Source organism: Pseudophaeobacter sp., assembly GCF_048267565.1.
GTDB lineage: Bacteria > Pseudomonadota > Alphaproteobacteria > Rhodobacterales > Rhodobacteraceae > Pseudophaeobacter > Pseudophaeobacter profundi.
Genome location: NZ_JBLWXG010000012.1, coordinates 1 through 20,837 on the forward strand (window position 1 = coordinate 1; position 20,837 = coordinate 20,837).

Below are 20,837 nucleotides of genomic sequence, written 5' to 3' on the forward strand. Positions count from 1 at the left end.
GCATCGACAGCGAATGATTGTCCTGCACAAAATCCAGATCGATCCCCAGCTCGGCCAGCCGCTGCCGGTTCCAGCATTCGCTGAAAAAACCACGTGCATCACCAAAACGCTGCGGCATCAAAACCAGAAGACCCGGCAAACCCGTCTCTTCAACCTGCATCATGTATCCCCTCTTGTTATCCGGCACCCAGATCTGATGGTCTCTTCCTTGCCGCACCCTTGCGCCATGGGCAAGAGAGAGCTGGCGCAAAATCAAAAGCAAGCGGCAGATGCGACTGTCTTGCAAGCACCTTTCCCCTGCGCCAGCCCCAAGCCCCCAGAGAGCCCCCCAAGCCAGGCAGCATCTTGCGCCCCCGGACATTCCCCGGCAAGCATGGGGGCAACACAGCGGCCAGGATCCAGCCCCCCAAACGACAGAGCCCGTTCATGAAACTTCTTTTTGTCCATCAGAACATGCCCGGCCAATACCGAGAGCTGATCGCCTGGCTGGTCCAGCAGGGCGGCCATGAGATCAGTTTCCTCACCCAACGTACCGGACTGGTGCTTCCTGGGGTCAGAACCGTCAGCTACCGTGCGCATCACCAGCCAGGACCGCAGGCCTATGGGCTGTCGAAAGATTGGGAAGCCGCCGCAGGTACCGGGCTGGGCGTGGCCATGGCGGCCCGCCAGCTGCAGCGCAATGAGGGCTACAGGCCCGACATCATCATTGGCCATACCGGCTGGGGGGAATTGCTGTTCCTGAAAGAGGTCTGGGCAGATGTGCCGGTGATCGGCTTCTTTGAATATTTCTACCGCACCCAGGGCGGGCTGGTGGGCTTTGACCCGGAAACCCCGGTGAATGATCAGGCGGGTTTCTTTGCCCAGGCCCGCAATACCGTCCCCTATGCCAGCATCGAATCAGTGGATCAGGGCCATACCCCCACCTTCTGGCAGCGCGACCGGTTTCCAACCTCGTTCCATGACCGCATGTATACCTGCCATGATGGTATTCGCTGCGACCGGCTGCGCCCCGATGCAGGCGCCTCAATTGGGCTGGGACGGCTGGACCGCCCCCTGACCCGCGCGGATGAGGTGGTGACCTATGTGGCCCGCAACATGGAACGCGCCCGCGGCTTTCACATCATGATGCGCGCCCTGCCGCAGATCCAGGCGGCACGACCTCAGGCCCGGATCCTGATGATTGGCGGCAATGACACCTCTTACGGGGCAGAGAGCAGCCACCCCAAGGGGCTGCGCGGCGAGATGGAGGCAGAACTCGGCGATAGCGTCGACTGGAACCGGGTGCATTTCCTCGGTAAGGTGCCCTATGATGATCTCTGCCGTATCATCCGCATCAGCCGCTGCCATATTTATCTGACCATGCCCTTTGTGCTCAGCTGGTCGCTGCTCGAAGCGATGTCGATGCAGGCCACGGTGGTGGCAGCGGATGTGGCCCCCGTGCGCGAAGCCGTCACCCATGGGAAAACCGGCATGCTGGTAGATTTCTTTGACCCAGCCGCCCTCGCCGACCAGGTTGTCGATGTCTTGGCCAATCCAAAAGCCTACGCCGCCCTTGGTCCTGCAGCGCGCGCCCATATCTTGCAGCACTACGATTTTCTCAGCCGCTGCCTGCCAGAGCATATCGCCCAGATCAACGCGCTGGTGCCACACGCCAAACACATAGACATATAAAGCCAAATGTTTCGCGTGCGAAACATTTGGCGGCCTCCGGCGGGGATACTTACGGCCAAATGAAGCAACCGATCATTTCATTTGGCTCTAAATATCCTGGGGGTGAGCGCCTTGGCGCGAGGGGGCAAAGCCCCCTGCCCTTAAAAGTGATATCTCACTCTGCGCTATGTTTTTTGACCCACCCCAGGAAGGCGGCATCAGCCTGACGCAGGCGCGGTCGGCCTGTGCGCTCCCACATGGCACGCCATTCGGCCTCCAGCGCGTAGACATCCGCGCCTGGCATCAGATCGCGGGCCTTTTCCAAGCTGGCCTGTTTCAATACCGGCGCCTCAACGGAGCCTGGTTCCACCACCCGATGCTTCTGACGAAAGCGGATCAAATCCCCCGGCAGCTCCTCCATCGCATAATCCGGCAAGGGCTGGGCTGTGATCATATCGCGGATCATCTTACGAAAGACCCGGCGCGGGCTGGCTGAGCCAGACTTCTTCAACAGCGTCTCGACCGAAATGGTCCAATCCCGCTGGCGGCCGCAATGTTTGCGCGTCAACTCGTAGATGCGCCGTTCCAACGGTTTGCGCAGGCGGAAATAATCGCGGCTTAGCGTCAGCACCGATTTTGCCAGCACCGCGCGAAACAGCCAATCCGACAGGGTGACAGCCACATTCACCATACGCCCGCCCCGCGCCTTGCGTACAATTTCCCAGCTTTCAATCAGGCCAAACCCCGAGGTCACCTCTTCGCCGCCAGTCGTGATATTGGTGGTGATCCGGGTGCCGGCCAGGCGTTCAAAACTTTCCCGCAGCCGCCGATAGGCATCGCCCGAGGTTTCCCGGTTGGTGGCCACCAACAAATCATGCGCCTTGAGATGCAGGGTGCGCGAGACCTGGCGACCGGCATTCTGTGCCGCCATCAGCTGGCTGATGCAGAAGATCAGAATATCCTTGTCATGGATCGTCGCCAGTCCCTTGACCGATGGCACCACAGTGATTTCTGCACCGTTATGTTGATAGTTCAAGATCCGCCGATCCGGACGGGTCCCCAGAGAAAACAGCGGATGTTCCATCGAGGCCAGATCATTCTTGGGGATGGCATCAAAGATGTCACAAAGGAAAAAACTGTCGGGGCCTGCGGCCCCCCCTGTTAATGCTGTACTCATCGTGCCCTGCCCGTTTTGCCTCTGACCACCGCCCCCCAGGTATGCGCCCGATTCCACAGGCTCCCGAGGTGACTCGCTTTCGTGGTTTTGATTACGCCCACCCTAGAGTTATCCACATGAGTTCTCAACGGGGTTCCGGAATCGTTTCTTCGGGGGTTCAGAGTCATCTCAACGGGGTTTCAGAGTCACTGCTTGCAGAAAGATTACCCAAAAACCCAATGAAAAAAGGGCTTTGCTTCGGACCCTCGGCTCCTGTAACTATTATATAACCATAAATAACAGTACAAAAAAATTGCACGAGACCAAGATCACAGCAAAACCCGCCTATCGATACCGCAGGGTTTTGCTGGCAGAGCTATGATTTTCTTAGAAAAAGAAAAAGACATGCGCGCATTCTTTCCATGTATCGCCTTTTCTGATATCAGGCTATAAAGGTGATACATCAGCCGCTGAACACAGCGATCCACAGGTGATCCAGACCAGCGGTCTTACAAATGGGCAGCGCATCATGGCACGAGATATCCACAAGGCGGGCAACAGCCTGCCGCCTTATTTCAACATTGATCCCGATGCCGCATTGGCTGAACTCGACACCCCCACCAGCACCGAAGGCTTTGCCAATATCGCGGCAGGCTGTGCGCGCGGGCGGGCCGATCTGTCCAGCCGGGGGATGAATGAAGAGGGGCGCAAAGAGCTGCGACTGTTTTCCACCTGGGAAATCACCCGCTATCTGATCCCGGTGGCCCAGGCCCATTTTCGCCGGGTGCTGAAGGCGAACCCGGATTTGCCCCAGGGGCGGTCGGAAACCGAAGGTGGGGCGAAATGGTTCACCCTGGATGAAGTTCTGGTGCTGCGCGCCTTCTTTGGCGCCCAGGGCTCCAAGGCCAAGGATTACACCCCCTATCGCCCCAAGGGCCTGCCGGCCAAACTGGTCTCGGTGGCCAATTTCAAAGGCGGCGTTGGCAAGACCTCAACCGCGGCGCATCTGGCGATGTCAGCCGCGCTGGATGGCTACAAGGTGCTGGTGATTGATCTGGACAGCCAGGGGTCGATGACCTCTATCTTTGGTGGCCGGGTCGAAGATGAATGGCAGACGGCCTTTCCGTTGCTGGCGCGCCATTACGGTGAACATCTGCGCACCGAAAACCAGCGCAGGCTGGATCGCGGCGATGCGCCCCAGCCGCTGGAAGAGGCGCTGTCAGCCGCGATGGAGATGACGGCCCAGGATGTCATTCAAGGCACCCACTGGCCCAATATCGATCTGATCGGCGCCCAGCTGAACCTCTATTGGGCGGAATTCCAGATCCCGGTCTGGCGCATGGCGGCACGCAGCTGGAAGCTTTGGGATGCGCTGACCGACCGGCTGGCCGCAGATGGCGTGCTGGATGACTATGACATCGTCTTTATCGATACCCCGCCGGCCCTGGGCTATCTGACCATAAACGGCTTGGCGGCGTCTGATATCCTCTTGGTGCCGATGGGGGCCTCCTTTCTGGAATTTGACAGCACCGGGCGTTTCTTTGACATGCTGCATTCCACCTTTGCCTCGATTGAAGAGGGCGAAAACCTGGCAGCCCGCGCCCTTGGCCGGCCCGAGATGGGGTTTGAATGGGATGCGGTGCGGGCGGTGATCACCCGCTATGACAGCGCCCAGCAGGGCGAGCTGGCCGGGGTGATGCAGGCCTATATGGGGCCGGTGCTCAGCCCGCATAAACAGGATTTCACCGCGCTGATTGGCCAGGCCGGCGAGCAGGTCTCGGGGATCTACGAGGCCGATTACCGCGATTTCAACCGCGAAACCTATGCGCGTGGCCGCGAAACATTTGATGCCACCTATGCCGCCTTCAAGCGGCTGCTCTTGGGGGTCTGGCGGCGCGCGGAACTGGAACAAGAGGCAGAGATGCAGGACCAGCGCACGCAGGCCTAAGGCTCTAACAAGGTCAGCGGCGCAAGATTGGCGCGATGAGGAGATCAGCAGATGGCAAAACGCAAACGGCTTTCCCCGGCGCAAGACACCTATCTTGCCACCCCGCCCGAAGGTAAATCAGCCCTGTCGGGGCCGCTGGCCGCCCCGCCGCAAAGCAGCGCCCCCATTGCCCAGGTCGCGGCCGAGGTTTCAACCCAGGCCGCCCTGCAAGAGGTGACGCAGGTGCTGCAGCGCGCGCGCAGTCGGGGCCTGATGGTGGAAGAGATCCCCCTGGAGGCGATCGACGAGACGCATCTGGTACGTGATCGTATCACCCAGGATGCGGATGAGATGGAGGCCCTGATGGGCTCTTTGCGGACCCGTGGCCAGCAGAGTCCGATCGAGGTGGTGCCGCTGGAGGGGCGCCTTGACGGAAAATCCTGGGGGCTGATTTCCGGCTGGCGCCGCCTTTCGGCGCTGCGCAGGCTCTATGCCGAGGGGGCAGAGCCTGAATTTGCCAAGATCAAAGCCCTGGTGATCCACCCGGAGAGCGCCGAAGCCGCCTATGTCGCGATGGTGGAAGAGAATGAAATTCGCGTCAACCTGTCCCATTATGAACGTGCCCGTATCGCGGTGCGCGCCTTGAAAGAGGGGGTCTTTCCGAGCCAGAAGAAAGCGCTGCAGGGGCTGTTTGCCAATGCGCCACGGGCCAAGAGATCAAAGATCGGCAGTTTTGTCACCCTGGTCGAGGCGCTTGATGCGGTGCTGTATTTCCCCACTGCGATCAGTGAAAAGCTGGGGCTGTCCCTGGTGCGTCAGTTGAACGAGGATGCGGGCTTTGCCGAGGTCTTGAAGGCGGCATTGCAGGCTGGTGACCGGGGGGATGCGGCCAAGGAAACTGCCCTGCTCAGCGCCTGTCTCGCAGCACGGCAAACGGCAGGGAAAGCTGCAGATGATGCGGCTCTAACCCCACCTGTAGAGTCACATCAGGTGCCAGAAGGCGGGCCGCAGATCCGGCGCACAGGGGACGGAATACACCCTCAGGAACGGGTGACCACCCAGGTCACGGAGGGGCTGCGCCTTGGCTTTCAGCCGGGGGCGCAGCGGATCGAGTTGAGCGGCGCGGCGGTTGATGCTGTACTTCTGGAAGATTTGAAAGCCTGGTTGCGGCAACGCTGACCTAGGCATGCCAATTGGAACTACGGCAGGGGGGGCGCAGCAAGCTGTGCCCCTTTTTTAGGGTCTAATGATACCTTTTGGCCCTGATGACGGCGGCCAAATGTTTCGCGCGCGAAACATTTGCAGCAATGAGAGCGGCAAAACGGATGCGGCTGAGGCGGTGTATCTGGGGACATCCGGGGGCAAAGAGTTTGACACGCACCTGCATTTATGAGTTTTGCGCCTCTGAACGATGGTGATCTGTTCCCCCTTATCCTGCTTCAAGGGGGGCGTTTGGAGGAGAAGCACTGCGTGTGCCCTGATACCGGTCTTGAGATAGAAACGATAGCGCCTGCTCAGATCTCTTCTGCGCCGGGCGCCGCTGCCGCTGGTCGGCTGGTGGCGGTGGTGGTGACATATAACCGGCTGGATAAATTGCAGGCCACCCTGGCGCGGCTGCTGGAAAGCCCAGAGGCCGAGCTGGCCGCAGTGGTGGTGGTGGACAATGCCTCCAGCGATGGCACCGGTGACTGGCTGGCCAGCCAGACTGCGGCGCGGCTGGATATTGTCAGCAGCGCCAGCAACCGCGGGGGGGCCGGCGGATTTGAGATGGGCATGCGCCGCGCAATGGAGGCGCATCGCCCCGACTGGCTGGTGGTGATGGATGATGATGGCCGCCCGGCCAAAGGTGGGCTGGCAGGATTCCATGACCTGGCGATGTTTCGCAGCGGTGGCGACGGTAAAAAGCAGACCGGGGATTGGGCCCGCGCGGGCGCCTGGGATGCGGTGGCCGCAGCGGTCTATTTTCCCGAGGGTGGCATCTGCGAGATGAACCGCCCCTCACGCAATCCCTTTTGGCACGGGCGCGAATTTCTGCGCACCCTGTTTGGGGGCGGCCGTTCTGGTTTTCACGTGCAGCCCAGCGATTACGCCGGCCCGGGCTTGCAGATCGATGTGACCTCTTTTGTCGGTTTCTTCATCTCGGCCAGGGCGGTGCAGCGCATCGGTTACCCGGATCCGGATCTGTTCATCTATGGCGATGATGGGCTTTATACCCTGGGGCTGAGCAAGGCTGGCGGGCGTATTGGCTTTGAACCTTCGGTGCGGTTTGAACATGACCTCACCACCTTTGTGGCCCGTGATGGCAGTGGCGGCGCCCAGCGAGGCCGCTTTATTCCACTGTGGAAGGTCTACTATTACCATCGCAACCTGTTGTTGCTGTACCAGATGGCGGCGGGCTGGCTGTTCTGGCCGGTGCTCTTGGTGATCGTGCCCAAATGGCTGTCCAAGGTGCGGCTGCACCGGGGAGAGCGGCGGGCCTTCCTGCGACTGATCCGGCGCGCCATCTGGGATGGTCTGCGTCAGCGCCGGGTGATGTCGCATGCGCGGGTTCTGGATCTTGCCAGAACGCGGAACAAGGGTTGAAAGCACACCTGTGAGGGCTGCCTGTGAACGCCGCCTGGGCTGCCTATCTGTTCATGATGTCGCGATGATAGCGCCCCAGCAGCAAGAGCCCCAGAGCCAGAAGAACGAGGCTGACAAAAACCACATAGGGGATGTTGACGTAGTTTGCCGCATAGGTCGGATAAAAGGCGGACCGGGACAGGCCGATAATGTGGATCAGCGGATTGTACCACAGGATATCGCGGGCAAATTCGGGCATGGTATCATAGAGAAAAAAGATACCCGAGGCCAGAAACAGGGGGCGGGTTACGATGGACCAGACCACCTCCCAGATTGGGAACAACCCGATCAGCGCGCAGTTCAAGACGCCGATGCCAAGGCCCAGAATCATGGTCATCGAAAGGGCGGTAATAACGGCGGGCATATCAATCACCGCGCGGTTATCGGTCACCATCAGAATGCCGCTGACCAGGATCACCCCAACTAGAATAGAGGTCAGGCTATTGACCAGAAACCGGGCCAGCACGGCATCGACCCAGGTCACCGAGGGAAAGCGCAACAGCGGCCCGGAAAAGGCAATAGCCCGGGCCACGGTATTGGAAACCTTGTTGTAAAGTTCAAAGGGAACATAGCCAGTGGCGTAGAACAGCAGGAATGTTGTGCCCAGGGCTGGGGTCCGCATCACCAGGGAAAAGCCGAAAGACAGCACGATAATCGCGGCCAGGGGTTCCATGATGGCCCAAATATAGCCCCCCGGCGTGCGGGCATAGCGGGTGGCCATCTCGCGCAGCATCAGCGCCACGATGGTGCGCAGCGATGCAAAACTGCGATTGGCACCAGAGGCGGGAACCTGGGCTGCGGGAACCTGGGCCGAGGTCTCGGAGAGGCCGTCAGAGGCGGCGGCAGCGGGGCGACTTTGCATAGGGCTCCCTGCGGGAATCTGTGGTTGTGAAGGACGGGCGGGCAGGCGATACTATGGGCCAGGATGCGGGCAATTACAAATGGCTCTGGCTGCTTATCATCGCAGAAGAGACAGGGCAGATCGCCAGTGATTTTCAGGCCAGTGATTTTTCAGGCAGAGGCCTGATGGATTCGAGAAGACAGAAAATGGGGTCAGCATGGATGGGAGCAATGTGGATGCGGGTAAACAGGACCCCATGACAGCAACCGGAGCGAAAGCGGCCCCAGAGGCCAGGCCCGGTGCCAGGCCTGGGGGCAAACCTGCGGCCAAATCCGGCGCTGGCGCCAAAGGCAGACAAGATGCCACCCCCCAAAAGACTGCTGGCCAAAATGCCGGCCCCAAGGCCGGGCAGGGGGGGAACCAGAAGTCTGGCCCCTCGGCCAAACAGAAGCTGCAGAATATGCGCCTGCGTCTGCAGGAGGCCGAGGCCAAGCTGCAGGAACAAAGCTTTCCACTGGCCGGCCCTGCCAGGATGCGCAAACGTCACTGGGGGCTGATCCTCAGCTTTGTGCTGTTGGTGGTGCTGCCGATTGCAGCGGTGATTTTCTATCTGACAGCCGTGGCAGAGGACCAGTACCAGTCGACGACGGGCTTTACCGTGCGCAGCCAGGAAAGCAGCGGTTCGGCGACAGATCTGTTGGGCGGGCTGGCCAGCTTTGCCAGCAGTTCCTCTGCTTCGGACAGTGATATCCTGTATGAATTCATCCAAAGCCAGGAAATGATCGCGGTGGTGGATGATGTGGTGGACCTGCGGGCCCATTACAGCCAGCACTGGCCGCGCGACTGGGCCTTTTCGATCTGGCCGGATGCGACGCAAGAGGAAATGGCCTGGTACTGGCAGCGCATCGTGAGCATTTCCTATGACAGCGGTTCAGGGTTGATCGAGGTGCAGGCGCTGGCCTTTGATCCTGAAACCGCCCAGGCCATCACCCGGGCCATTGTCAAGGAAAGCCAGATCCGCATCAATGCGCTGAACGAACAGGCAAGGGCCGATGCGATTGGCTATGCCCAGGCGGATCTTGATGAGGCGGTCGAGAAGCTGAAGACGGCGCGCGAGGCGCTGACCCAGTTTCGCACCCGCACCCGCATTGTCGACCCGGAGGCGGATATTCAGGGGCGCATGGGGGTGATGAACAATCTGCAACAGCAGCTGGCCACCGCATTGATCGATTATGACCTGTTGCGCGGCACTGTGGCCGATGGCGACCCGCGGTTGAAAAAGGGGCAACAGCTGATTGATGTGATCCGCCAGCGGATCGACAGCGAGCGCCAGACCTTTACCTCTACCAATACCGACACCGGGGCCGTTGGCGAGGATTACCCCTCGCTGATTTCCGAGTTCGAGCGGCTTACGGTGGATCGTGAATATACCGAAGAATCCTATCGCGCCGCGCTTACCGGGTTGGCGCTGGCCCGCGACGAGGCGATCCGGCAGAGCCGCTATCTGGCGACCTATATCAACCCGACCCGGCCGCAGCAGGCGGAATATCCCCAGCGGTTCTTGCTGATCGGGCTGGCGATGTTGTTCCTGCTGTTGCTCTGGTCGATCCTGGCGCTGATTTATTATTCCATCCGTGATCGCAGCTGAAGCGGCCCCATGACAAAACAGATGACAGAGCAGGCGCGGCATGATCCGGCTTGAAAACCTGACCAAGAGCTTCTGGCTGAAGGGCGAGCGCAAGATTGTCATCGACAATCTGAACCTCACCCTGCCCACCGGGCGATCGCTGGCCCTGCTGGGGCGCAATGGGGCGGGGAAATCCACCCTGTTGCAGATCATCTCAGGCACCCTGCGCCCGGACCATGGCCGGGTGGTCTCTGACGGGACCATCTCTTGGCAGGTGGGGCTGGGGGGGTCTTTTCATGCCCAGCTGACCGGGGCGGAAAACGTGCGTTTTGTGGCCCGTGTCTACGGGGTGGACACCAAAGAGCTGGTGGATTTTGTCGAAGATTTTTCCGAGCTGGGGAAATTCTACCACATGCCGGTGCGCAGCTATTCTTCGGGCATGCGGGCGCGTCTGACCTTTGGTGCCTCGATGGGGATCCGGTTTGACACCTATCTGGTGGATGAGGTCACCGCCGTGGGCGATGCCAGTTTCCGCCGCAAGAGCCGGGCGGTCTTTGCCCAACGCATGCGCCAGTCGGGGGCGATCATGGTCAACCATGGCATGCCCGAGCTGCGCCAATACTGCGATTCCGGCCTGGTGCTGGAAGATGGCAAGGTGCATTACTTCGACGATCTGGAAGAGGCGATTGCCCTGCATCAGGAACTGATGAAATAAGGCCCCATTCCACAGGGCCCCGCAGAGCGGTTGGCCCGCAAAGGCAGCGCAGATACAGGAGATCCCGGAGATGGCAGCAGGCAAGTTCTTGATGGTGGGGGCCGGGCTTTCGGGGGCGGTGATCGGCCGCCAATTGGCCGAGGCGGGCCATCAGGTCCAGGTGGTTGACGCCCGCGATCATATCGGCGGCAACTGCCATACCGCGCGCGATCCCGAAACCGGGGTGCTGCTGCATGTGTACGGGCCGCATATCTTTCACACCGATGATGGCGAGGTCTGGGACTATGTGAACCGCTTTGCCACGTTCAAACCCTATAAGAACCGGGTGAAGACCACAGCGCGCGGTCAGGTGTTTTCCCTGCCGGTGAACCTGCACACCATCAACCAGTTCTTTGGCAAGACCCTGCGCCCGGCAGAGGCCCGCGCCTTTATTGCCGAGACCCAGGCCGATACCACAATCAAAGATCCGCAAAGCTTTGAGGAACAGGCGCTGCGCTTTGTCGGGCGTGACCTGTATGAGGCGTTTTTCAAGGGCTACACCCTGAAGCAATGGGGGGTTTCGCCAAGGGAATTGCCCGCCTCCATCCTGAAGCGCCTGCCGCTGCGCTTCAGTTATGATGATAACTATTTCTTTCACAAATACCAGGGAATGCCAGAGCAGGGTTATAGCGAGATGATCGGGGGTATCCTGGATCATCCGGGCATAAGCGTCAGGTTAGAGACTGTTTTCAACCGGGCCGAGACGCAGGATTATGACCATGTCTTTTATTCTGGACCGCTGGATGGCTATTTCGATTATGAGCTGGGCCGCCTGGGCTATCGCACCCTGGATTTTGAAAAATTCACCTATGACGGGGATTATCAGGGCTGCGCGGTGATGAACTATGGTGATGTCGATGTTCCCTATACACGGATCACCGAGCACAAGCATTTTGCCCCCTGGGAGAGCCATGAAAAATCGGTCTGCTACCGGGAATATTCGCGCAGTGCCACGCCGCAGGACATCCCCTATTACCCTATTCGCCAACTCAAGGAAAAGGCGTTGCTGGCGGACTATGTGGCCCTGGCAGAGCGCAGCACAGGGGTGAGCTTTGTCGGCCGTCTGGGCACCTATCGCTATCTCGACATGGATGTGACCATCCGCGAAGCCCTGGATGTGGCGGCCGGGTTTCTGCAACAGAGGGCGGCAGCGCAAGCCGTGCCCGCCTTTTGGACTGCGCCGCTTTAACTGGCGGTTTCTGTGGCGGTTTCTGTGGCGGTTTCGGCAGTGGCACAGAGCTGTTGATAATATCCCGGCGGCAGTTTCCCCCAGCGGTCCAGCTGTTTGATACAGTCATATTCGGGCTGTAAAAAGCGGCGCAGATTGGCTGCGCCCCGCGGGCTGAGGCGGCGCTCTTCGGGCTGTGCGCCCTGGCTGTTGTCATTGATCCGGTCTGAGGTCTTGATGCCAAACAGCCGGGCAAGATCCGTTTCCAGGGTTTCCTGTAGCAAAACCCCCAGGATCTGATCGGGGGAAATCCCGGCCAGCAGGTCCTGCAGATAGAAGGCGATGTTTTCGCTCAGGTGATGGATGGACAGGAAATGCCCCTGGGCCAGGGCATTTTTCCTGCCATCGGGACGATAGAGCGCCCGGGCCAGCGCATCCAGGCTGCCATAGTGGCGCAGGATCTGCGCTTCGCCGGGGAAACGGTCCGGTTGGCTGGCCTCGGTAAGCACCAGCTTACGGCGCCAGTAAAAGGCTGAAATGGCGCGGCTGATGGGGCAGCGCAGCGCGATATAATAGCGGTAGTGCGGCGCCACCGGGGGCTGGCGGACATGGATGATGACATCCATCGCGGTGCCGCTGTTTTCCAGGGCTTCGCGCAGGGTAGAGCCGCCGCATTTGCCGATATGAACAAGGACGGTTTGCGTGGCTTGGGGCGCGGCGGCGCTCTGAGGCATGGATGGGCTTTCTGTTGTCATGACGGCTCTTGCGGGGCTGACCCTAGCCGAGATCGCCCCCCCTGACGAGAGCGGGCGGCGCAAAATCAGGCCGATCAGGCGGGTCGGGGCGCTTGCACTCTGTTCGCCTGCCTCGTAGGTCTCGGGGGCGGGGGCCGCTGCCATGTCAGCTGTGGCCCGGCAGGCTGCAGCTGACAGGCCGACAAAAGAGGGAAGAGGTATGAAACGAGCGCTTATCACCGGTGTGACCGGCCAGGATGGGTCCTATCTGGCAGAGTTTCTGCTGGAAAAAGGCTATGAGGTGCATGGTATCAAGCGCCGGGCCTCGTCGTTCAATACCCAGCGGGTGGATCATATCTATCAGGATCCCCATACCGATCACGCCCGTTTCAAACTGCATTACGGCGATCTGAGCGATACCTCGAACCTGACCCGGATCCTGCAGGAAGTGCAGCCCGACGAGGTTTATAACCTGGGCGCGCAAAGCCATGTTGCCGTGTCTTTTGAAAGCCCGGAATACACGGCGGATGTCGATGCCATGGGCACCCTGCGCCTGCTGGAGGCGATCCGCTTTCTCGGGCTGGAGAAAAAGACCCGGTTTTATCAGGCTTCCACCTCGGAACTTTACGGGTTGGTGCAGGAGGTGCCGCAGCGCGAGACCACGCCGTTTCACCCGCGCAGCCCCTATGCGGTGGCCAAGATGTACGCCTATTGGATCACCGTGAACTACCGCGAGGCCTATGGCATGTATGCCTGCAACGGCATCCTGTTCAACCACGAGAGCCCGCGCCGCGGCGAGACCTTTGTCACCCGCAAGATCACCCGCGGGTTGGCCAATATCGGGCAGGGGCTGGAAGACTGTCTTTATATGGGCAATATCGACGCGCTGCGCGACTGGGGCCATGCCAAGGATTACGTGCGCATGCAGTGGATGATGCTGCAGCAGGACAGGCCGGATGATTTTGTCATCGCCACCGGCAAGCAATATTCGGTGCGCCAGTTCATCATCTGGTCGGCGGCCGAACTGGGCATCACCCTGGATTTCACCGGCACCGGCCTTGATGAGATCGCCACTGTTGCGGCGATTGAAGGTGATGCGGCCCCGGCGCTGAAGGTGGGCGATGTGCTGCTGCGGATTGATCCGCGCTACTTCCGCCCCGCCGAGGTGGAAACCCTGTTGGGCGATCCCACCAAGGCCCGCGAGACACTTGGCTGGGTGCCGGAAATCACCGTCCAGGACATGTGCTCTGAAATGGTGCGCGAGGATCTGAAGCTGGCCCGGCGCCATGCGTTGCTGAAAGAACACGGCATGGATCTGCCGGTGAGTCTGGAAGGCTAGGGCGATGAAGGTTTATCTGGCAGGCCATCGCGGCATGGTGGGCGGCGCGATCCTGCGCCAGTTGCAGGCGCGGCGCGCGGCAGGCGAAGATCTGACGCTGCTGACCCGGACCAGCGCCGATCTGGACCTGACCAATCAGGCCATGGTGCAGGATTTTTTCCAGGCAGAAAAACCCGATCAGGTCATTCTGGCTGCGGCCAAGGTGGGCGGCATAATTGCCAATAACAGCTACCCGGCCCAGTTCATCTATGAAAACCTGATGATCGAATGCAACGTGATCCATCAGGCCTATGCCGCAGGTGTCAAAAAGCTTTTGCAGCTTGGCTCTTCCTGCATCTACCCCAAGGCGGCAGCACAGCCGATGGCAGAGAATGCGCTGCTGACCGGCACGCTGGAGCCGACAAATGAACCCTATGCGGTGGCCAAGATCGCGGGCATCAAGCTGTGTGAAAGTTACAACCGGCAATATGGTGTCGACTACCGATCCGTGATGCCCACCAATCTTTATGGGCCGGGCGACAATTTCCACCCGGAAAACAGCCATGTGCTGCCGGCCCTCATTCGCCGCTTCCACGAGGCGGCACAGGCGGGGCTGCAAGAGGTCACGATCTGGGGGTCTGGCAAGCCGATGCGCGAGTTCCTGCATGTGGACGACATGGCGGCGGCCTCGCTGTTTGTGATGGATCTCGATGCGGGGACCTATAGCCGCGAGACCGCGCCGATGCTGAGCCATATCAACGTGGGGTCGGGCGTGGATGTCAGCATTCTGGAGCTGGCGCAGATGGTGGCGCGGGTCACCGGTTTTACCGGCCAGATCCTGACGGATCCCAGCAAACCCGATGGCACCCTGCGCAAGCTGATGGATGTCACCCGGCTGGATCGGCTGGGCTGGCGTGCCTCGATCCCGTTGGAAGTGGGCATTCGGACCACTTATGACTGGTTCCTGGAGCAGGGGCTGGATAACCTGCGGGCCAAATAGGCTAAATATGTGATTGCAAAAGGGGCAGCCATGATCACTCCCATTCTTCTTTGTGGCGGGTCGGGCACCCGGCTCTGGCCGCTGTCGCGCAAAAGCTACCCCAAGCAATTTGTGCCGCTGGTGGGCGATACGACCCTGTTTCAGGCCTCGGCGCAGCGGCTGTCGGGGGCGGAATATGCCGCGCCGATGGTGCTGACCAATTCCGATTTTCGTTTTATTGTCACCGAACAGCTGGCAGAGGTGGGCATTGATCCTGGGGCCATCCTGATCGAGCCTGCCGGGCGCAACACCGCGCCCGCGGTGCTGGCCTCGGCGCTTTATCTGGAACAAAGTGATCCCGATGGGCTGATGCTGGTGGCGCCTTCCGATCATGTGGTGCCCGATGCTGCGGCCTTTCGCGCCGCGGTTGCGGCTGGCGAGGCCGCCGCGCGCGCCGGTCAGATCGTCACCTTTGGCATCAAGCCGACCCATGCGGAAACCGGCTATGGCTATCTGGAGCTGGCGGGCGGCCCCATTGCGTTTTCCCCCGATTTCACCCCGCGCGCCATTGATCTGCAGCGCTTTGTCGAAAAACCCGATGCCCAGACCGCCGAGGCGATGCTTTCTTCGGGCAGGTTCCTGTGGAATGCCGGCATCTTTCTATTTTCGGTCAAGGCGATCCTTGCGGCGTTTCGCGCCCATGCTCCAGGCCTGATGGCGCCGGTGGAGACGGCGATTGCCGCCGCCGAGAGCGACCTTGGCTTCTTCCGTCTCGACCCTGCCGCCTGGCAGGCCCTGGAAGATATCTCGATCGATTACGCGGTGATGGAGAAGGTTGATAACCTGACCGTGGTGCCCTTTGCGGCCGGCTGGTCCGATCTTGGCGGCTGGGACGCGGTCTGGCGCGAAAGCGCGGCGGATGATCAGGGCGTGGTGACCAGTGGCAGTGCTACCGCAATTGACTGTCATGACAGCCTGCTGCGTTCTGAGGAGGAGAGCCTTGCCGTGGTGGGCATCGGCCTGCGCGATGTGATTGCGGTGGCGATGCCCGACGCGGTGCTGGTGGCCGATGCCTCGCGGGCGCAGGATGTGAAACTGGCGGTGGCGGCGCTGAAAGAAAAAGGCGCCAAACAGGCCACGGAATTCCCCAAGGATCACCGCCCCTGGGGCTGGTTCGAAAGCCTGGCCCAGGGCAGCCGCTTTCAGGTGAAACGCATCCATGTCCATCCCGGCGCGGCCCTGTCGCTGCAAAGCCATCACCACCGTTCGGAACATTGGATCGTGGTCGAGGGCACCGCCAAGGTGACGGTAGACGGTGAGGTCAAGCTGGTGAGCGAAAACCAGTCGGTCTATATCCCGCTGGGGGCGGTGCACCGGATGGAAAACCCCGGAAAATTGCCCATGGTGCTGATCGAAGTGCAGACCGGCAGCTATCTCGGCGAGGATGACATCCTGCGCTATGAGGATCTTTATGCCCGTGGTCAGGGGGCCAAGGGCTAGGCGCGCGGGCGGCGGGGGGCTGCCCCGGGGTCGACCCTGGGGGGATCATCAGCGCAGCAGCCATTCCTCGATCTCGCCAGAGATCTGGCGCATTGGCAGCCAACAGGCGCTATGGGGCTGGCCTGCGCGCAGGCGCAGCTTGCCCAACAGCCCCACCAGCCCCCATTCCGGGCGCTGGCTGCGTGGCTGATAGGGGCGGCTGGGATCATAGGCGGGGTTTTCCCGCCGGGCCCCATCCGGCCCCAAGAGCGGCGCACCAAAATCATCGCGCAGCCAGCGCTGTTTCCATTCATCCATGTCGCCATCGCCAATCACCGCCGGGGCGGCACTGACCACGCCGATGGGATCCTCGCCCGCACGGGCCGGGCGGATGCAGGCCCCCTCCAGCACCACCGAGATCCCGCGTCGGTCCTCGCCTGCCGGGTTGCCATCCAGCCATTCAAACCATTCCGCATAATCGGCACCACCGCCTGACCAGGCGCCCTCACAGCTGCCATTGCCATCAGCGGCCAGCCGGAACCCGGTGCCACCGCCATCCCCTGCCAGCAGATAATCCGACCCGGTGCCGGCAATCTCCAGATGGGCGCTGGGGCTGGCGGTGCCCAGGCCGGCATGGCCATTGGCTTTCAGTGCCAGGGCGGTGTTCCAGCTGCTGCCATCGCTGGAGGTCTTGATGGCCAGATCGTCATTGCCGAGCAGACCGATCTCGGCGCGGCCCGACCAATTGGATTGCAGCAGCAGGGCGGCGGTCTCCGCAGGGCTGGATTTGTTCAGCTTCATCTGATGGCCGCTGCCGGCATGGCTGAACAGGCTGGCATCAGCGGCAAGGGCAAGCCGATTGGTGCTATCGGCGCTGGTGTTGACGCCGATCTGATCCAGGTTCTGGGTCTGTGCCTGCACCAGCCCCCAGCTGCCGCCCTGCCAGATGCGCAGCTCGGCAGGGGTCAGCCCCCAGGCGCGCCAGCCGGGCTGCGGCGCAATGAACAGCCAGGCCTCTCCCTGCCAGATGGCCAGCTGGTTGGCCTGTCCGGCCCAGGCCCCGCTGGGGGCGGCACCCAGGGCATAGGCCTCACCCAGGCTGGGCGTCAGCGGGGGGAGGGTGGCGTCAAATGCGGTGACCCGCAGCTGCACCAGCGCATCCAGCAGTTGCAGGGCTTCATTATGGGTCACGTGTTTTTGCGCCTGCGAGGCCAGCAGATAGGGCAGGGCAAGAATGGCAGAGGTCTCGGACATGGGGTGGGCTCCTAGCGGGCAGGTGGGGGCAGGTGTGGGGCAGGGCAGGTATGGGGCAGGCGGGCAGGTTGCAAAACCTGCGCGCCAGCATCGCCCGGCCAGGTCAAGGCCCGGCTAAGGCGGCGCGCGCCCTGGTTGCCGCTTTGGCAACGGGCGCAGCTGGGGGGGCAGCGGCGGGCAAAGTGGTGGTGAAGGTGCTGTCCAAATGGGGCCATCCCCGGGACTGGCTGCGGAAACAAAGCGCCATTTTTGCGCGGATCGTCGCCAAATCAGCGGTGGAGCCGGGAAATTTTCCACCCAGGGAGAGACCTTAGGGATTGTCTTCAATCTGTAAACAATCACCGCTGTTTTGCCGCATTCCGACCCCGCTGTTGGCCCCCGTGGCATGGCAGTTTCTTCTGGTTTCAAAAGGTGGGACCTGGGGTGGCAAAGATGGAATTCGAGTTTCAGCAGCGGTTTCAGACGGGCAGTGATCGCTTTGATATGGATCTGCGCGACCTGGAGGTGGTGCAGACGGATCGCGGTAGCTGGCTCTATGCCAATACCGGCGTCAATGGCGGGCTGAGCCTGTTTCGCCTGGATGGCAGCGGTGCCGCGCCGGTGCTGCTGCAACGGTACTGGCATGAAAATGCCAGCCTCGGCACCGGCCAGATCACCTCTGCCGAGATCGGCGGCGAGATGCGCCTGTTGCAGCAGTACAGCAGCGCCGGGGCCCTGTTGTCCTATGGCATTCACAGCAATGGCAATCTGGCCGGGCAGCAGGCGGCAAGCCTGGCCCCGACAGAGGGGCTGGAGACCCTGGCGGTGCTGAGCCTCGGCCAGGGGGGCAGCCTGGTCTACGGGGTCACCGCAGCCGGAGAGCTGCAGGGCTGGCGGCTGGACGCCGAGGGCCAGGCAACGGCAGAGCTGGCCACCAATGGCACCGGGGCGGCCTATCAGGTGCCAGGGGGCAGTCGGCTGGCAATCAGCAGTGCGGCGGGGCAGGGGGGCGGTTATCTCTTTGCGCTGGATCCCAGTGGCGAGGGGGTTCAGAGCTACCGTATCAATAGCCAGTCGGGGGCGCTGCAGGCGGCAGGCAGCTTTGGCATCGCCGAGGGGCTGCCGGTGGCCGATCCCAGCGCACTGCACAGTCTTCAGGCCTATGGCGCGACCTGGCTGATCCTGGCGGCGGCGGGCAGCGGGTCCCTCTCTGTGCTGCGGGTGGCCGAGGATGGCAGCCTCAGCCTGGCGGATCAGCTGAACGATACGCTGGCCACGCGCTTTGGCGGTGCCTCGGTGCTGAAGGGGGTCGAGCTGGGCGACCATGTGCTGGTGCTTGCCGCCGGTGCGGATGATGGGCTCAGCCTGTTGCGGCTGCTGCCATCGGGGCAGTTGCTGCATATCACCAGCCTGGCCGATGCCACCGGGTTGGGGCTGGAGAACATCACAGCGCTAGAGACTGCTGTGCTGGGGGATCAGCTGGAAATCTACGTGACCTCCGGCAGCCGGGGCGGGATTGCCCGCTTTGCGCTGGATCTTTCGGATCTTGGCAGGCTGCGCAGCCTGGAGCAGGGGCTGCTGGAGGGCGGGCAGGGCGATGATCTGCTGCAGGGCGGCTCTGGGGGGGTGCAGCTGCTGGGCTGGGGCGGGGATGACATCCTGGTCTCCAGCGGCGCGGGCAGCCAGCTGACCGGCGGCGGCGGGGCTGATCGGTTTGTGCTGGGCCTGTCAGAGGCCGGGCAGATCACGGTCACGGATTTTCGCCCGGGTGAAGACAGCCTGGACCTGTCGTTGATCCCTGGATTGTACAGCCCGGCCCAGCTGCAACACCAGAGCCTGGCCGATGGCATCCTGTTGCAATTTGGCAGCTTCCGGTTTGCGATCAAAAGCGCCAATGGCGCGCGCCTGAGCCTGGAAGACATCTGGCCGACGGGCCGTTTTGACAGCCCCGACCGGGTGCCCCTGGGCGAGAGTTGGGAGGAAGACATCCACTATGGCAGCGGCCAGGCCGATACCCTGGCGGGATCCGCAGCGGTTGATCAGATCCAGGGGCTGGGCGGCGATGATCTGATCCTGGGGGGGGGCGGCTCTGATCTGCTGATGGGCGGTGATGGCCATGACACCCAGAGCGGCGGCTGGGGGGCTGATACCCTGGAGGGAGAGCTGGGCGATGATGTCTTGCTGGGCGGCAAGGGCCGGGATCTGATCTATGGCGGCGCTGGCAATGATATCCTGAAGGGTCAGCAGGACAATGACATGCTCTGGGGGGATCTGGGGGCGGATATGCTCATTGGCAATGCGGGCAATGATTCCCTCTATGGCGGCAGCGGCAATGATGTGCTGCGTGGCGGTACTGGCCACGACCGGCTCTGGGGCGATGGCGGTGCCAATCTGCTGCAGGGGCAACGCGGCGCGGATCGGCTGGTGGGCGGGGCGGCCAATGATACCCTGTTGGGCGGCGGCGGGACGGACTGGGCCTATGGCGATGCGGGCGAGGATGAGCTGCGCGGCGGTTACGGGCACGATACCCTGTCGGGTGGCGGTGGCAATGACAGGCTGTCGGGGGATGCCGGTGACGATCTGCTGATTGGCGGCGCTGACGCTGATACCTTTGCCTTTGGGCGCCAACACGGGGCGGACACGATCCGCGATTTCACCCCCGGCGAAGACAGGATCGATCTGCGCGGCCTGAACATCTGGGGCGATGGTTTTGGCGATCTGGACCTCAACCAGCACAGCGATGGCCTGCGGCTGAGCACCGGCCAGGGTGAAATCCTGCTGCAGGGGCTGCACCTCGGAGAGATCACGGCGGATGATTTCCTGTTCTAAGGCCGCAGGACGCGGCTGCCAGAACAGCAGATCGCAAAATATTACAGGAACCGGGCGCCGTTCTGGATTTAATTTACCATAACACAGATTATCACGGGTATTTCCTCAGCTGGGGCACGCGCTACCCTCAACTGATACTTTTGCTAGAAAAACAATGTGTTATCTAATGTGAGGACTATCGCATGAGAGCGATCTATACGCAACTGAGCATGCAAGAACACCGTAGAATTGAAGACTGGTGGCTAGCAAAGATCGAGGCCGGGGCGTTTGAGGCGCCCGTTTTGCAACTGGTCATAGGTTGCAAAATCCAGCGCCTTCTCGCCGAGGCGGCATATGGCTCACCTGTGCCTTTTGGGATATGAAACAGGCCTGTTCCCCTTGCCCATTTGCTGGGCGCTGGGTCCAAGAGTGGCTAAAAGTTTCATGGCTTTCCTGCCCTCCCTCATGGTTTTTTTACTCTCTTGTGGCTTGGCTGTGAAAGGCCTGCCTCCCGCTTGGGGTGATCTGGCCCAGGCCGTGC

The 20,837-nt window shown here is 61.4% G+C and carries 18 protein-coding genes; 13 read left to right on the top strand and 5 right to left on the bottom strand.

What is annotated here, in order from left to right; translation table 11 throughout:
* A partial coding sequence (locus ACN0VH_RS18440) for a dTDP-4-dehydrorhamnose 3,5-epimerase family protein (RefSeq protein ID WP_417701886.1) occupies nucleotides 1-160 on the bottom strand: 160 nt, incomplete at its 3' end.
* Nucleotides 161-426: 266 nt separating this feature from the next.
* On the opposite strand from ACN0VH_RS18440, the gene ACN0VH_RS18445 reads away from it, so the two are divergent.
* Nucleotides 427-1,671: a glycosyltransferase family 4 protein gene (locus tag ACN0VH_RS18445; RefSeq protein WP_278924219.1), complete on the top strand. Its 1,245-nt coding sequence runs from the start codon at nucleotides 427-429 to the stop codon at nucleotides 1,669-1,671.
* Between the two features lie 154 nt (nucleotides 1,672-1,825).
* Here ACN0VH_RS18445 and ACN0VH_RS18450 read toward each other — a convergent pair whose 3' ends face one another.
* Nucleotides 1,826-2,827: a replication initiator protein A gene (locus tag ACN0VH_RS18450; protein WP_417701789.1), complete on the bottom strand. Its 1,002-nt coding sequence runs from the start codon at nucleotides 2,825-2,827 to the stop codon at nucleotides 1,826-1,828.
* Between the two features lie 508 nt (nucleotides 2,828-3,335).
* On the opposite strand from ACN0VH_RS18450, the gene ACN0VH_RS18455 reads away from it, so the two are divergent.
* The 3 genes from ACN0VH_RS18455 (at nucleotide 3,336) to ACN0VH_RS18465 (ending at nucleotide 7,316) form a co-directional block, all read left to right on the top strand.
* The gene (locus tag ACN0VH_RS18455) at nucleotides 3,336-4,754 is read left to right on the top strand and encodes an AAA family ATPase (RefSeq protein WP_417701791.1); all 1,419 of its coding nucleotides are present in this window, start codon (nucleotides 3,336-3,338) and stop codon (nucleotides 4,752-4,754) included.
* A 51-nt stretch (nucleotides 4,755-4,805) separates the two neighbouring features.
* Nucleotides 4,806-5,912: a ParB/RepB/Spo0J family partition protein gene (locus tag ACN0VH_RS18460; RefSeq protein WP_417701793.1), complete on the top strand. Its 1,107-nt coding sequence runs from the start codon at nucleotides 4,806-4,808 to the stop codon at nucleotides 5,910-5,912.
* 291 nt (nucleotides 5,913-6,203) lie between these two features.
* Nucleotides 6,204-7,316: a glycosyltransferase gene (locus ACN0VH_RS18465; protein WP_417701795.1), complete on the top strand. Its 1,113-nt coding sequence runs from the start codon at nucleotides 6,204-6,206 to the stop codon at nucleotides 7,314-7,316.
* A 43-nt stretch (nucleotides 7,317-7,359) separates the two neighbouring features.
* Here ACN0VH_RS18465 and ACN0VH_RS18470 read toward each other — a convergent pair whose 3' ends face one another.
* Nucleotides 7,360-8,217 carry an ABC transporter permease gene (locus ACN0VH_RS18470; RefSeq protein ID WP_417701797.1) on the bottom strand — a complete coding sequence of 286 codons (858 nt, stop codon included), beginning with the start codon at nucleotides 8,215-8,217 and terminating at the stop codon, nucleotides 7,360-7,362.
* Nucleotides 8,218-8,270: 53 nt separating this feature from the next.
* On the opposite strand from ACN0VH_RS18470, the gene ACN0VH_RS18475 reads away from it, so the two are divergent.
* The 4 genes from ACN0VH_RS18475 (at nucleotide 8,271) to glf (ending at nucleotide 11,766) form a co-directional block, all read left to right on the top strand.
* A complete protein-coding gene (locus tag ACN0VH_RS18475) occupies nucleotides 8,271-8,456 on the top strand; it encodes a hypothetical protein (RefSeq protein WP_417701799.1) in 186 nt (61 codons plus the stop codon).
* 200 nt (nucleotides 8,457-8,656) lie between these two features.
* A complete protein-coding gene (locus ACN0VH_RS18480; RefSeq protein ID WP_417701801.1) occupies nucleotides 8,657-9,844 on the top strand; it encodes a KpsE/RkpR family capsule polysaccharide export protein in 1,188 nt (395 codons plus the stop codon).
* A gap of 40 nt (nucleotides 9,845-9,884) precedes the next feature.
* Nucleotides 9,885-10,538, top strand: coding sequence for an ABC transporter ATP-binding protein (locus tag ACN0VH_RS18485; RefSeq protein WP_417701803.1), 654 nt, complete (start codon nucleotides 9,885-9,887; stop codon nucleotides 10,536-10,538).
* A 70-nt stretch (nucleotides 10,539-10,608) separates the two neighbouring features.
* Complete coding sequence (glf, locus tag ACN0VH_RS18490; RefSeq protein ID WP_417701805.1) at nucleotides 10,609-11,766, top strand: UDP-galactopyranose mutase; 1,158 nt, start codon at nucleotides 10,609-10,611, stop codon at nucleotides 11,764-11,766.
* Here the strand turns inward: glf and ACN0VH_RS18495 are convergent.
* Nucleotides 11,763-12,500 carry a hypothetical protein gene (locus tag ACN0VH_RS18495; RefSeq protein WP_417701807.1) on the bottom strand — a complete coding sequence of 246 codons (738 nt, stop codon included), beginning with the start codon at nucleotides 12,498-12,500 and terminating at the stop codon, nucleotides 11,763-11,765. The genes glf and ACN0VH_RS18495 overlap by 4 nt on opposite strands.
* A gap of 199 nt (nucleotides 12,501-12,699) precedes the next feature.
* Here ACN0VH_RS18495 and gmd point away from each other — a divergent pair, with 199 nt between their 5' ends.
* From gmd to ACN0VH_RS18510, 3 genes are read left to right on the top strand one after another with little or no spacing between them, the layout of a single operon-like run.
* Nucleotides 12,700-13,818 (top strand): GDP-mannose 4,6-dehydratase, encoded by a 1,119-nt coding sequence (gene gmd / locus ACN0VH_RS18500; protein ID WP_278924215.1) that lies wholly within the window; start codon nucleotides 12,700-12,702, stop codon nucleotides 13,816-13,818.
* 4 nt (nucleotides 13,819-13,822) lie between these two features.
* The gene (fcl, locus tag ACN0VH_RS18505) at nucleotides 13,823-14,797 is read left to right on the top strand and encodes a GDP-L-fucose synthase (protein ID WP_417701809.1); all 975 of its coding nucleotides are present in this window, start codon (nucleotides 13,823-13,825) and stop codon (nucleotides 14,795-14,797) included.
* A gap of 30 nt (nucleotides 14,798-14,827) precedes the next feature.
* Complete coding sequence (locus ACN0VH_RS18510; RefSeq protein ID WP_278924213.1) at nucleotides 14,828-16,276, top strand: mannose-1-phosphate guanylyltransferase/mannose-6-phosphate isomerase; 1,449 nt, start codon at nucleotides 14,828-14,830, stop codon at nucleotides 16,274-16,276.
* 48 nt (nucleotides 16,277-16,324) lie between these two features.
* On the opposite strand, the gene ACN0VH_RS18515 is transcribed toward ACN0VH_RS18510, so the two are convergent.
* Nucleotides 16,325-17,509 (bottom strand): peptidase G2 autoproteolytic cleavage domain-containing protein, encoded by a 1,185-nt coding sequence (locus tag ACN0VH_RS18515; RefSeq protein WP_417701811.1) that lies wholly within the window; start codon nucleotides 17,507-17,509, stop codon nucleotides 16,325-16,327.
* A gap of 432 nt (nucleotides 17,510-17,941) precedes the next feature.
* Here ACN0VH_RS18515 and ACN0VH_RS18520 point away from each other — a divergent pair, with 432 nt between their 5' ends.
* Nucleotides 17,942-20,317, top strand: coding sequence for a hypothetical protein (locus ACN0VH_RS18520; protein ID WP_417701813.1), 2,376 nt, complete (start codon nucleotides 17,942-17,944; stop codon nucleotides 20,315-20,317).
* Nucleotides 20,318-20,499: 182 nt separating this feature from the next.
* Nucleotides 20,500-20,679 (top strand): hypothetical protein, encoded by a 180-nt coding sequence (locus ACN0VH_RS18525; protein ID WP_417701815.1) that lies wholly within the window; start codon nucleotides 20,500-20,502, stop codon nucleotides 20,677-20,679.
* Nucleotides 20,680-20,837: the final 158 nt, after the last annotated feature.